General features: G+C 30.0%; 13 protein-coding genes. 4 read left to right on the forward strand and 9 right to left on the reverse strand.

What is annotated here, in order from left to right:
• The first annotated feature begins 49 nt into the window (after positions 1–49).
• From C3L50_RS00780 to C3L50_RS00790, 3 genes are read left to right on the forward strand one after another with little or no spacing between them, the layout of a single operon-like run.
• Positions 50–733 (forward strand): cell division ATP-binding protein FtsE, encoded by a 684-nt coding sequence (locus tag C3L50_RS00780; protein WP_103804074.1) that lies wholly within the window; start codon positions 50–52, stop codon positions 731–733.
• Entirely contained in the window at positions 733–1,620 is an 888-nt protein-coding gene (locus tag C3L50_RS00785) for a glycosyltransferase family 2 protein (protein ID WP_103804075.1), read from the forward strand. The genes C3L50_RS00780 and C3L50_RS00785 overlap by 1 nt, the downstream gene beginning before the upstream one ends.
• The gene (locus tag C3L50_RS00790; protein WP_103804076.1) at positions 1,621–2,547 is read left to right on the forward strand and encodes a glycosyltransferase family 2 protein; all 927 of its coding nucleotides are present in this window, start codon (positions 1,621–1,623) and stop codon (positions 2,545–2,547) included. It begins immediately after the preceding gene.
• Here the strand turns inward: C3L50_RS00790 and C3L50_RS00795 are convergent.
• Positions 2,524–2,937 (reverse strand): sugar 3,4-ketoisomerase, encoded by a 414-nt coding sequence (locus C3L50_RS00795; protein WP_103804078.1) that lies wholly within the window; start codon positions 2,935–2,937, stop codon positions 2,524–2,526. The two genes, C3L50_RS00790 and C3L50_RS00795, sit on opposite strands and share 24 nt — an antisense overlap.
• Positions 2,934–3,761 (reverse strand): glycosyltransferase family A protein, encoded by an 828-nt coding sequence (locus C3L50_RS00800; protein ID WP_103804080.1) that lies wholly within the window; start codon positions 3,759–3,761, stop codon positions 2,934–2,936. Before C3L50_RS00800 ends, C3L50_RS00795 begins: the two co-directional genes overlap by 4 nt.
• A 43-nt stretch (positions 3,762–3,804) precedes the next feature.
• On the opposite strand from C3L50_RS00800, the gene C3L50_RS00805 reads away from it, so the two are divergent.
• Positions 3,805–4,956 (forward strand): glycosyltransferase, encoded by a 1,152-nt coding sequence (locus C3L50_RS00805; RefSeq protein WP_103804082.1) that lies wholly within the window; start codon positions 3,805–3,807, stop codon positions 4,954–4,956.
• Here C3L50_RS00805 and C3L50_RS00810 read toward each other — a convergent pair.
• From C3L50_RS00810 to C3L50_RS00840, 7 genes are all read right to left on the reverse strand, one after another.
• Entirely contained in the window at positions 4,880–6,250 is a 1,371-nt protein-coding gene (locus C3L50_RS00810; RefSeq protein ID WP_103804083.1) for a hypothetical protein, read from the reverse strand. The genes C3L50_RS00805 and C3L50_RS00810 overlap by 77 nt on opposite strands.
• 65 nt (positions 6,251–6,315) lie before the next feature.
• A complete protein-coding gene (locus C3L50_RS00815) occupies positions 6,316–7,785 on the reverse strand; it encodes a serpentine receptor domain-containing protein (protein WP_103804085.1) in 1,470 nt (489 codons plus the stop codon).
• Entirely contained in the window at positions 7,786–9,156 is a 1,371-nt protein-coding gene (locus C3L50_RS00820) for a class I SAM-dependent methyltransferase (RefSeq protein ID WP_103804086.1), read from the reverse strand.
• On the reverse strand, positions 9,157–9,342 hold the full coding sequence (locus tag C3L50_RS00825) for a hypothetical protein (protein WP_103804088.1): 186 nt from the start codon (positions 9,340–9,342) through the stop codon (positions 9,157–9,159).
• Positions 9,343–9,432: 90 nt separating this feature from the next.
• Positions 9,433–10,707: an O-antigen translocase gene (locus C3L50_RS00830; protein WP_103804090.1), complete on the reverse strand. Its 1,275-nt coding sequence runs from the start codon at positions 10,705–10,707 to the stop codon at positions 9,433–9,435.
• Between the two features lies 1 nt (position 10,708).
• Complete coding sequence (locus tag C3L50_RS00835) at positions 10,709–11,809, reverse strand: DegT/DnrJ/EryC1/StrS family aminotransferase (RefSeq protein ID WP_103804092.1); 1,101 nt, start codon at positions 11,807–11,809, stop codon at positions 10,709–10,711.
• Complete coding sequence (locus C3L50_RS00840; protein ID WP_103804093.1) at positions 11,806–12,783, reverse strand: GNAT family N-acetyltransferase; 978 nt, start codon at positions 12,781–12,783, stop codon at positions 11,806–11,808. Before C3L50_RS00840 ends, C3L50_RS00835 begins: the two co-directional genes overlap by 4 nt.
• Positions 12,784–12,816: the final 33 nt, after the last annotated feature.

Genomic DNA, 12,816 nt, shown 5'->3' on the forward strand with positions numbered 1-12,816 from the left:
ATAATTGGTAATTGATTAATTACTTTTACCAAATAAAATAAATTGCACTATGTCACAACCTGTATTGTCTTTAAAAAATGTTACCATCGTTCAAGGAGGAAAAACCATTTTATCAAATATTAATCTTGAAGTAAATCAAGGTGAATTTATATACATCATTGGAAAAACAGGAACTGGAAAAAGTAGTTTTATGAAAGCACTTTATGCCGATTTACCATTGGCCGATGGAGAAGGAAGCATTATGGATTTTGATTTGGCCACTTTAAAAGAAGATGAGATTCCGTTTTTGAGAAGAAAAATAGGATTTGTTTTCCAAGATTTTCAATTATTGCCCGATCGCAACGTGAAAGACAATTTACATTTTGTATTAAAAGCAACCGGTTGGACAGACGAAACCGAAATTGAAAACAAAATTAACGAGGTTTTAGAAAAAGTTGGAGTAAAAGAATATGTTGACAAAATGCCGCACCAACTCTCAGGAGGCGAGCAACAACGTGTTGCAATTGCAAGGGCTTTGCTTAATAATCCTGATATTATTTTAGCTGATGAACCTACCGGAAACCTTGATCCTCAAACTAGTGCAGAAGTCCTTGAAGTTTTGAAAAAAATTAATGCTGCTGGAAAAACAGTTATTATGGCCACTCATGATTATGCGTTGCTAATGAAATTCCCTTCGAAAACTTTGAAATGTGAAGATGCCCAAATTTTTGAGGTTGTTCAAAAAACGGTTTAATGCTTTCTATTCTCATTCCAACCTATAATTATAATGTAGTTCCTTTGGTTTTGGAGTTACAGAAGCAATGTTTGGAATGCGATATCAATTTTGAAATCCTTGTTTTTGATGACAATTCAAAGCTATGTCTTGACGAAAATGAGAAGATTAATAGTTTTGAAAATTGCCGTTTTGAAGTATTAGAAAAAAATATTGGCCGTAGCGCCATTAGAAATTTATTGGCAAAAAAAGCAAAATTCGAATCCCTACTTTTCCTTGATGCGGATACCATTCCAATTCAGAATCATTTTATAAAAAATTACATTTCTCAAGTAAATGAGGATGAAAAAATTATTTATGGAGGAATCGAATACCAAAAAGAAAAACCAAAAAAAAATCAGGTTTTGCGTTGGAAATATGGCAATTCGAGAGAAGCGCTACCGGTTAAAAAACGCCAAGAGAATCCCTACTTGTCTTTCTTAACCTTAAATTTTTTAATTCATAAAAACATTTTTTCAACCGTTTCTTTCAACGAAACTATTCCCAATTTAAGACACGAAGACACTTTGTTTTCGTATAATTTGAAACAAAAAAAAATTAAAATTACACATATTGAAAACCCGGTTTATCATTTAGGGTTAGATGATTTTGAAGATGCCATAAAGAAAGAAAATGAATCGATTTTGGGTTTGAAATATCTTATTGATCACGAATTATTGCCCACGGATTATGTCCGACTTTCAAAAATAGCTTCAAAAATTGAAAAACTAAACCTCAACTTTGCTTTTGCTTTTTTTTATAGAATAACCCAATCCATTTTTCTCAAAAATATAGCAAGCAACAATCCTTCGTTATTAATTTTTGATTTGTATCGATTGGTACATTTGTGTAATTTAAACTCTAAATAAATGGCTTTCTTCACTGTCATTATACCTCTTTACAACAAAGAAAATTTTATTGAAAGCACACTAAAAAGTGTTCTCAATCAAAGTTTCGGAGATTTTGAAGTGCTTATTATTAATGATGGATCGACTGACAAAAGCGAAGAAAAAGTATTGAATTTTAAAGACCCAAGAATACACTATTTTTACAAAGAAAACGGAGGCGTTTCGACAGCTAGAAATTTTGGTATAGAAAAAGCTTCATCCAATTATATCACTTTTATTGATGCTGATGATTATTGGTATCCTGATTTTCTTCAAGAAATATCTAAAAATATTTATCGTTTACCTGACCTTAAAGTATTTTCGGCAGCAATTGAAGTTGAAACTTCAAAAAAAGTTATTCGTTCAAGTTATTCAATAGTAAAAACTGGAGATTGTGAGATGGTAAATTATTTTGAGGCTAGCCTGAAAGAAACTGTCATTTGTACATCGTGTGCTGTTTTTCACAAAAGTGTTTTTGAAAAAGCTGGTGGCTTTGATATCCAATTAAAAAGCGGAGAAGACACTGATATGTGGATTAGAATTGGATTAATTTTCCCAATATTGTTTTCTTGGAAAGTTTTGGCACGTTATGTTTATGATGAAAAAAGTTTATCAAAAAATCATAAATATCCGATAGAATGCATAGATTTCTATAAATATGCTTTGCTAGAAAAAACAAATCCAAGTTTGAAAAAATTTCTAGATTTGAATCGATTTTCATTGGCTATAAAGTCAAAAATAATAGGAGACAAAACCAATTTTTTAAAGTTTTATAAGGCAATCGATTTAGAAAATATGTCTCTAAAAAAAAGAATCCTATTGAAGTTGCCCGCTTTACTATTAAACCCGCTTATTGACTTAAAGATTTTACTAGCCAATTTTGGATTAGGAAATTCTGTTTTTAAATAATTTGAATTCCTTAAAATTTCTAATATAATCGTTTTCATTAAACTCTGCCGAGGCAAGAACCAAACAAACTGAACCTGACGAAAAATTTTGCAATTCTCTCCAAATTCCTGTTGGAATTAAGAGCCCAAAATTGGGTTTATTGAGTGTTATCACTTTTTGTGAATTTCCATCTTTTAACACCACATCAAAACTGCCACTCAAAGCCACTAAAAGTTGATGTAGATTTTTATGTGCGTGACCACCACGAACACTAGCCGTTGGAATATCATACAAATAATACACTCTTTTAATTTCGAAAGGTATTGTATTTCCTTCTATAACCGATAGATTTCCTCTCACATCGTGTGCTTTTGGGACTTCAATCAGGTGAACATCATCAATAGTTGTCATTGCTTTAATTTTACTAATTCTTTGTATTTCTGAATTCCATTTAAGCCTATTTTATATTTACTCATGCATTCATTCCAATTGATATAATTATTTCTGAAAAGAAAAAACACATATTTAATCAACCAAATGTAAGCTAAATTCCTTTTTGTTTTATAAAATAAAGCTGCTCGTGCAAATAAAATTTTATCGTCTCCTTGATGTTCTCCAGAAGACAATAAAGGATGAGAAACGATAACAAATGGACTAAATATTACATTTAATTTCAGTTTAATAGCAGCTAGTAAAAACAAATATTCTTCTGCCGTTTCAAAATAAGAACCCAATCCAAAATTCTCATCAAAACAAATATTGTTATTTTTAATAGCATTTAATTGAAAACCTATTTCAATCGAACATACATTTTCTATAGTTTTTTGGGAATGAGAATATACTTTTTTTGATCTGTTATGAGGCTCTTTTTTACCAATACGTTGATGATTAAATGTAATTATAGATGCCTTGGGATTCTGATTGAAAGCAGTTATTATTTCAGTATCGAAGTTGGGAAAATAAACCACATCATCATCTGCGATTAAGCAAATCTTTTTTGAAGCATTTTTAATAGCTAGATTTCTACTTTTAGACAACCCTCTTTCATCGACATTAATCACTCTAACCGTTTCAAATTCAGATGACAAAACAGTATCTTTGGACTGATTGATTATCAAAATATTGAAATTAGAAAAAGACGCGAATGGAAACATAAGTGCTAAAAAGTCAAGATTATCTCGGTTTTTTGTTGCAATTAGGATTTCTAAATCATTTTTCGAAAAGATATTTGTCATTTTCTTATATATTTACGTAAATATAAATATTTCTATCAAAAAAATGAAAATACTTTTAGTTGGCGAATTCAGCAGGTTACACAATTCATTAAAGGAAGGCTTATTATCACTAAATCAAAAAGTTAGTATTATTGGAAGCGGAGATGACTTCAAAGAATTTCCTGTAGATTTTTCTATAGCTCCAAAAATTATTTCTTCCTTTTCTCTACTAAAATTCCTTAATAAAGTATTTTTTAGAGTATTCAAAAGTGATTTACAATTATTAGAAAAAGGAATTCGTTTCTATTTTTTATTACCCAAATTAAAAAACTACGATATTGTACAATTAATCAATTCGGATGCCATAGAAACCTACCCTTTTGCTTCTCGATATTTACTAAAAAAACTCTTTTCTCAAAACAAAAAAATAAGCCTGTTAATTTGTGGAGAAGAAACGCCAATTATAGAATATTTATTAAAAAAAGAAATGAAATACTCTATCTTAAATCCTTTGCTTTCAGATCCAAAATTAGAAAAGAGTTACAACTATACTCTAAAATATGTACAACCCAATTATAGAAAAACATTCGATTTTATAACCACAAGAACATCCTCAATTATCACTTCCGACTTGGATTATAAACTACCTATGGAAGCTATGGGATTTCATTCGCAGTTTATTCCAAACCCAATAAACAAGGACAAAATAGAATATAAACAGTTACTAATTAATGATAAAATCATTATTTTTCTAGGAATAAACGAAAGTAGTGCTGTAAAAAAAGGAAGTGTATTTTTTGAAAAAGCACTAGAAATAATTAAAAAAAAATATCTCAACCAAATCGAAATCATCATCACCAGAAGTATTCCTTACGAACAATACATTGAGGCTTACAACAAAGCACATATTTTGCTAGACCAAGTGTATAGTTATGATCAGGGTTACAATGCTCTGGAAGCGATGGCAAAAGGAAAAGTTGTTTTTACAGGAGCTGAAAAAGAATTTGAGGAACAATATAATTTAACCGAGAAAGTGGCGATAAATGCCTTGCCTGATGTAGATTATTTAGTAACAGAATTGTCTTTTTTAATTGAAAATCCCGAAGAAATAATTGCCATTGGAAATCGTGCAAGAACCTTTATCGAAAAAGAGCATAATTATTTAAAAATTGCCGAAATGTATTTAAATGTTTGGAAAAATAAATTTCCCTCTTAAAAAATGATATTACAACAAGTATCATAATAAATTCAAATGGGAAACTAAATCTATTATTTGTTCCATAAGTAGCGAGACCCTGCAAAATAGAACCAGAAAAAACAATTATTGACACTATAAATTCAATTGAAATCTCTCTTCTTTTAAATGCAAAATAGGATAAAATTGGAATAAGCAATACAAAAGTGAATTTAAAAAAAACAGTAATTGGAACTTGAATATACCAAATGAGCAGAACAATTTTCTTTGCATATTCAAAATTAAATTTGTCGAAATTCCAATAAATTGAAGGTTTCCAAAAATCAAACCATGAACGAGTAAAAACTTGTTTTAAATAATCAATTGGGTTGTTCCTAATGGTTTCTTTAGCAAAGTCCCCCAATTCACTTGACAAATCACACAATTTCAAGTTATAAGAAGCAAAAGCACCATGTTTTCTTGCAAACCAAATTGACATAGCCACATCTTTATCTTGCTTAATTGCCATTTCCCTATATTTTACGTATGGTTTAGCAATCCAATCGAACTCTTTTGGAGCTTTTTCAGCAAAATAAACACAATTTTGAGAAAGATTAAGTCCAAAAAAAGTTGTTGAAACAAAATGTCCAGTATTTATTTTATTAACATAGGACCAGCCGAAAAACATAATTAATGGCAAAATCAAAATAACAATTTTATTAAATATTAGCCTTTTTAAATTGTGGTTTTTTAAAATAACAAACAAATAAATTACAAAGGGAATATAGATATAAAATGGCTTTATAGCAACTAAATAAGCAATTAAGAAACCTATTAAAAAATCATTTTTCAAACTTCTGTTTTCAAAATAATTATCAGTTAGCATAAAGACAATTACTGAAATAAAAAACAAGCTTAAAGATTCTACAAGAATAGCAGTTTCATAAAAGTAAACATTAATAAAGCTTTGAAGAAAAAGAGTAACACAAAGTGCTTTTTTTGAAGAAAACTTCAAATTGATTAGCGTTTTGTACCAGTAAATTGAAGTAATAATCCCTAAAATGAATTGATATAAAAGGGTTATTATGGTTGAACCGAAAGCAAAAGAAATCAACAATGGATAACCTAAACTTCTTTCGCCATTGTAGTGGCTTAAATTAAAACTTAAAATCTTTTGACTCAGAAAAAGATACCCTTCAGAGTCAGGATAAATTGTTATATGAAAGTAAAAAACAGAAAAAATAATACGATATAATAATCCAAAAACAACAAGTATTTTGATTTCCTTACTATTAATCTTGGCTAATAAAGTGCTATTTAAAATCTTTGACAACATAATTACTAGTATTGATACTTAACCCTCTAAACAAACTCGTTAAGCTCATTATTGGGTCTTGCTTTTTAAAATTTAGCTGTACTTCCGTTTTCATCAATAGCCTTATACACTTTTGTAAAATCTGTAGGATCATAGCAATTGTAACTTGCATCAGGCTGCAAATGATTCAATAAGTTTTTATCCTCACTCAAAAAAGAGAAAACGGTTCTAAATAAATTCACAGGAGTTTTTAATTTAGAATCATATTCTGAATGTTGCACATTATTCCACTTTATAGCTAATTTGGCTCCGAAAATTGATTGAATTAACATGGAGTCAGTCACTTTTTTTTGAGCTTCTAAAGCATAATCAAAACCAACAAATCCACCGTGGTCAGCACCAATAATTATCATAGCTCCTGGATCTTTTGCTTCGATAAAAACAATTATTTGCTGCAACCATTGGTTTGCCTCTTCAATACTTTCAATATATTTTATTCTTTCTTTTTCTTTGTTAGTTCCAGCGAATTTATAAGTTGCAATATGACCCGGCTTAAATTTTTCGATAAAGAAAAAATTATTTGTATCTTTATTGTTTATGATTTGTGTTTTAATAGTGTTTGTAATTTCTCTAAAATCAGACCAACCATCACTTAAATAAGGAAGTTCACCCACTTTAAAATTACAATAATCATAAAAAACTTCAGGTCTATTCATCAATAAATAAGGCCTTTCGGTTATAAAAAATGTTTTGTAATTATTATTCTTTAAGATTTTAAGCACTGGATTTTCGCCAATAATCAAATCTCTGGCATACTTAAATTTCGAAAATTCATTCGAAAAATGATGTTTCATAAAAAAACAAGACGAATTAGAAAACAAAGTCGATTCGTAATTACTGCGATAATTTGGATATAAAGTAAATTTTTTCTCTTTCAAAAAAGTATCGAATGCGGAATTGTCATAACGATATAAATTCCCTTTCAAATTTACTTCTCCAGCATAACCATCTGGTTGAATGTAATAAATATTTGGTTTTTTTTTGAATTCGGCTTTTAAAATAGCATCGGGTTGAAGCTTCCATTCTGTTGAATTGGTATAATTTAAGTAAATTATTTTTCCCAATTTAATAACCGGAATAACCGACATCAAAAACAAGAGAACAATACAATATTTGTAATTTTTTATTTTAAAAATGAACAAGGACAAAATTAGAATCAATACTAAACCCATTTTTTTATTGGAATCCAAAATGTTTGAAATTCCAAACAAATAAATCGGTAATAGCAATAGCATCGAAACAAAAATAGCTTGCGAAACAAAGCTATTATACTTACTTTTTTCTATTATTTTCGAAATAACGAAAACAACTCCAACAGATACAATTATATAGTAAAATAAAAAAAATAAGGTCTGCTCCCAAGAATTGACTAAATCGAAATTGTTGGAAAAATAAAAAACCATCGCATAAAACCCGACACTAAACCCCGCTAAAATAGGATAATCCGCATCATTTTTCAAAAAATAATTTAATTTGTCTTTTATTTTCAAATTCATTTATCGTCGTTTTAAACTGTATAAAATTCTTTCTGAAGAATCAATTTTTACTTTGTGAACAATTTCAAAATAAACAGCATATTCATTTTCGAAATTCTCTTCATTATAAAAATCAAAATGGCTTTTGAATTCTCTTTTGCTATCCAATAAAAACTGTACCCAAGAATCAGCTCTTGTTGGGAATTCAATTAATAAATTGGGTGCCATTTTGGAGAAAAACTGTGCTGATAAAGAGAAGGGAATATTTCCAGACAATGTAATATGATGAATCACCGCCAAAGCCAAACCAGCATCCAAATTTGCCTCTTCTACTCGATCAATAAAGGAAAAACGCTCTTGATTATTAAAACCGTAATTTGCCACTGGATTTAAAACATCAACAACAATGGGAAGAATGGATTTTTCTTTGTTTTTTAAAATTTGTTTATAATTCTGCTCTACAGCATTGGCATCAACATCAGCAACAATCATAAAATCAGCAAGTTCCTTTAATTCTCTCGAAAAAGTACCATCATTGCCTCCAATATCAATTAAGGATTTCCCCTTTATTGAGCTAAACCAATCTTTGACAAACTCTTTCTTGACTTGATAAGCAACCTCATTATAATTGATTTGATTGTAATAATGATCCCATTCTGTCTTTTCATTTACGGATAAATTCAGAATATAATCATACAATCCGTCCAATAATTTGATTTGAGAAGCTTTTGATAAATTGTTGTTTACCTTCTTTTTATCCGATTCATATTTCTTATCGTATTTGGCCAACAAATGAATATTAGTCAACAATATTGGACTCCAATAACTTTTTAAAGGCAATAAATTGGATAGTTTTTGCAACGAAATGCCTTCAAGATGCAAAGCCAAAGTTTTGAGATGATCTTGACCAAAATATTTTGTCAAAACCAAAGGGCCTAAAAAATGCATTACAAATTGCTTATAAGCCAACCAAGGATTGTTTTCCTGATAAAAATCGAAAGATAAAGTATCTATAAAAATGGGTTTCCCTTCGTGAAAAGTAATATTAAAAGCTGAAGCATCTTTCAGCGTAAAATTATTTTCTAAACACAATTTCTGAATCTTCAAAGTCAGTAAAGCGGCGTGTTTGTATTGCAAAAAACTCCATTCATAAGGATAATTTATAAAAGGAATCTTGGATGCTTCGATAATAATTTCTGAGTCTGTTCTAGAAACTTCTTGATGAGAAACTAAATATTTTTTATCGAAAAGAAGTTGATAAAAACCACTAGAAGTTAATTGATTGTACTGCTCAAAATAGATGTGATTTACAACTCTTTTAACGCTGTCATCCTCGATAAAAACATAACCCGACGGATCTCTAAAAGACGAAGTATTTCGTTTAGATTCCATTTATTTAGTGTCTTCCGAGTTATCAGTTTCATCCATAAAATCATCTTCTTCTTTGTTTTTAATACCGAAAATAGATTTTATCTTATGCAATACAGTCCTGTAAAACAACAAAATACCAGCAACTGCTGCTGCCAAAAATTGTACAATCAAAGCTCCAGTACCTGGATCAAAATATAGTGGAATCATTTTTATTTTTTTTCAAAAATACCTATTTTCTGTGCGAATTCAAATAAGATTCCCATTAATTAATCTATTCGAAAAATAGGAACTAAAAATTCAAAATAAACTTTTACGAAAATAGATAGCCAATACCAAGAAATAAATAAAATTATCTAAGGCTTGGGCCATAACAATTCCTTGAATTCCACAAATAGCAATCAAATAAATGCTAGAAAAATACAAAACAGCTAGCGACGCCATTTCCGAAATAATAAAAGCCAAGGTCATTTTTTTGGCATAAAACTGATAGCCTAAAATCATTGCTGCTACCTTCAAAACATCACCAAATAATTGCCATAAAAACAAGTCTGTAACGGGGAGAAATTCGCTTGTAAAAAGCAATTTTATAAGTAGTGTTCTTGAAAAATAAATCAGTACTAATCCAATTGCAAAAAGTGGTAGAATGTTTTTGTAAAAGCTCCAAAAGACTTTTTTTGTTTCTAAATTATCTTTGGCAACAGCCAATTTTGGCAAAAAATAAACCGTCAATATAGTGGAAACAAACATCATATAATAGGTTGAAATTCGGGACATTGTTTCCCAAAAACCAGCTTCTTGTATCCCAAGAACTACAATTACATTTTTCCGAATGTCCAAAAAAACCAAAGGCCCCAAAACGGAAGAAACCAATGCCATAAGCGAATAAGAAGATAGATTCTTAATTACATGAAAATCATAAGATTTATATTGAATGAATTTTGAGAAATGAAACTCTTTGGAAATAAAATAATAAGTCACAAAAAACAATAAAGCTGGTGTAATCACAATAGAAAGTAAGGCTCCCAAAGTTTTATATTGCAAAATCATTCCAATTGAAACCAGTAATCCTATTATATTTCCAACAATATTAATCCAAATAACTTCTTTAAATTTTCCCAAACCATTAATTACGGCAAGTAAAAAAACAGCAATAGCAAACCATGGCAGAGCTAATGCCATTGCCCTAATAACTATTTCATATTCATAATTTGTTCCAAAAATTTGTTGGTTCCAAAAGGCAGCAAAAAAATACAAAATGCTACTCAACAGCATTGCAATTACTAACAAACTAATAAAAATAGTAGATATCGTTTTCTGAAGTTGATGCTTATCTTCTTTGCTTTCTGCAACATATTTGACAATTCCGTTTTGAAAACCAAGAGTTGAAATACTTTCTAATGAAGTTGAAAAATTTCTTAAATTCCCAACCAAGGCCATTCCACTTGGACCCACAAAAACAGCCAATAATTTTGAAGTTACCAATCCAATACCAATTTTGATTAGAACACTTACACTATTTAAAGAAGTGATCTTAAATAAATTAGTTTGGGTAATTTTTTTGATAAATTCCAATTTAATACTGATTTAAAATTGAAATTACAAAATCCGCCTCATCCATAGTCAATACTGGACTTATGGGCAAACTCAAGACTTCCTCGTGAATTTTTTCGGTAATTGGAAAAGACAAATTACTCCAAGATTCAAAAGCTTTTTGCTTATGTGGCGGAATCGGATAATGAATCATCGTTTGAATGCCGTTTTCTAATAAATACTGTTGCAATTCATTCCTTTTTGGGGTTCGAATGACAAACAAATGAAACACATGATTGTCGGACAAATCCCAAAATGGCAAAGTAATTTTATTGTTTTTTATTTCAGTCAAATAGCGTTTAGCAATAGATTTTCGAATCGAATTTTCAGCATCTAATTTAGGTAATTTTACGTTTAAAAAAGCGGCTTGCAATTCATCTAATCTGGAGTTTACACCAATAAATTCATTTTGATATTTGGCTTCCGAACCATAATTTCTTAGTGACTGAATAACTTTTGCTAATTCAGCATCATTAGTAACAACAGCTCCTCCATCGCCCAAAGCACCTAAATTTTTTCCTGGGTAAAAACTGTAAGCGATTGCTGACTGCTCACTGCTCACTGCCAACTGCTGACTGCTAGTTGCTCCGTGCGCTTGAGCGGCGTCTTCAACAACAATCATTTTTTTTAGTTGAGCAATTTCATTAATTGCATCCATTTCGGCCAACTGTCCATACAAATGAACCACTAGAATAGCCTTAGTTTTGGCTGTGATTTTTTCAAGAATCAAATCAGGATTAATGTTATAAGTTTCCAACTTGGGTTCGACCAAAACAGGCACCAAATCGGCCTGCATAATAGCCAAAATACTGGCGATATAAGTATTGGCAGGAACAATCACTTCGTCTCCTTTTTGCAATTTCCCCAATTGGATATAGCCTTTGAATATCAAAACCAAAGCATCAAAACCATTGCCTACTCCTATGCAATGTTTCGTCCCGCAATAGTTGGCAAAATCACTTTCAAATGCAGCGACTTCATTACCCAAAATATACCAACCACCTTCTAAAACCGATTTCAATTTATCTTGAAATTCAGCTTCATACCGTTGGTTTATTTTTTTTAAATCGAGGAATTTTATCATTTTAAAACGTTGCCTAATAATTTATAATTTACTGTTTCCACTTCATAAAAATCCTGAACAATAGTACTTGCACCAAAACTTTCTTTCCAATACGACAAACCATTATTAAGTTTTCGTCCTTGATTTTCGTTAGAAATTCCAAAGTCAAAAAAGCGTTTGTGTTTGAAAATATCTGAAATCAAATGTTGAAATAATACATCCAATCCTCCCAATTCGTTTTTATCTTCTCTACCTGAAATATACTGACAATGAGCCACCGTTGAAGTTTCAAAAATGGTAGTTCCAGCAATAATAGTTCCTCCTTCATAAACATTAAATTGCCTAATATTTTTAGGAAACAAAACTTTTAATTTGGTAATTTCTTCCAAACTATGAACGGGTTTTGCTTGGTGTTTTTGTTCTAAATTTGGAATTAATATCTCATCCCAAAATTTCTCAAAATCATTTACTTCTTTTATCGAAAAATCATTCGAAATCCCTTTTTGAATGCTTCTTTTTCTCAATTTTGACCAACTATTTTGCTGCGAAAAATCAATAACTGCCAAAGTATCTCTTCGAATTAGTTGGGCTTCTGTCAAAAACAAAGCATAATTCAATTCCTCGGCTGGCTTTTGATTATAAATAGATGGGATTAATTTTAAATGCAATTTCACGATTTTATTTTCATTCAAAAACAATAAAACACTTTTGAATATTTCAATTACAGAGGCTAATTTTAGTTTTTCAGTATAAACTAATCCGCCATAAGTCAATCCTTGATGCGAGAAAACTGAATTGCCAACCACATTGGCAGGAAGTACCGCTACCCATTTTTCGCCATCTAAAACAATCAAAGAATAATCCTCAAACCTATCGTTGTGGTATTCCATAAAATCACGATGAAAAAGGAAAGTAGCATTTTTGGCTTGGCCAATAAAAGCATTCCAATTTTCAAAATCGTTTTTTTGGTATTGTTTTACAGAGAATGTTTTCACTATTTTGATTTAGACATTGTGAAATTAAACAAT

It is taken from the genome of Flavobacterium alvei (assembly GCF_002920895.1).
GTDB lineage: Bacteria > Bacteroidota > Bacteroidia > Flavobacteriales > Flavobacteriaceae > Flavobacterium > Flavobacterium alvei.

Bases quoted from the DNA above. Each gene is read 5' to 3' on its own strand.
- C3L50_RS00795 (WP_103804078.1), bottom strand. From the start codon at position 2,937: ATGACAACTATTGATGATGTTCACCTGATTGAAGTCCCAAAAGCACAC.
- C3L50_RS00800 (WP_103804080.1), bottom strand. From the start codon at position 3,761: ATGACAAATATCTTTTCGAAAAATGATTTAGAAATCCTAATTGCAACA.
- C3L50_RS00820 (WP_103804086.1), bottom strand. From the start codon at position 9,156: ATGGAATCTAAACGAAATACTTCGTCTTTTAGAGATCCGTCGGGTTAT.
- C3L50_RS00785 (WP_103804075.1), top strand. From the start codon at position 733: ATGCTTTCTATTCTCATTCCAACCTATAATTATAATGTAGTTCCTTTG.
- C3L50_RS00780 (WP_103804074.1), top strand. From the start codon at position 50: ATGTCACAACCTGTATTGTCTTTAAAAAATGTTACCATCGTTCAAGGA.
- C3L50_RS00810 (WP_103804083.1), bottom strand. From the start codon at position 6,250: ATGTTGTCAAAGATTTTAAATAGCACTTTATTAGCCAAGATTAATAGT.
- C3L50_RS00815 (WP_103804085.1), bottom strand. From the start codon at position 7,785: ATGAATTTGAAAATAAAAGACAAATTAAATTATTTTTTGAAAAATGAT.
- C3L50_RS00790 (WP_103804076.1), top strand. From the start codon at position 1,621: ATGGCTTTCTTCACTGTCATTATACCTCTTTACAACAAAGAAAATTTT.
- C3L50_RS00825 (WP_103804088.1), bottom strand. From the start codon at position 9,342: ATGATTCCACTATATTTTGATCCAGGTACTGGAGCTTTGATTGTACAA.
- C3L50_RS00805 (WP_103804082.1), top strand. From the start codon at position 3,805: ATGAAAATACTTTTAGTTGGCGAATTCAGCAGGTTACACAATTCATTA.
- C3L50_RS00835 (WP_103804092.1), bottom strand. From the start codon at position 11,809: ATGATAAAATTCCTCGATTTAAAAAAAATAAACCAACGGTATGAAGCT.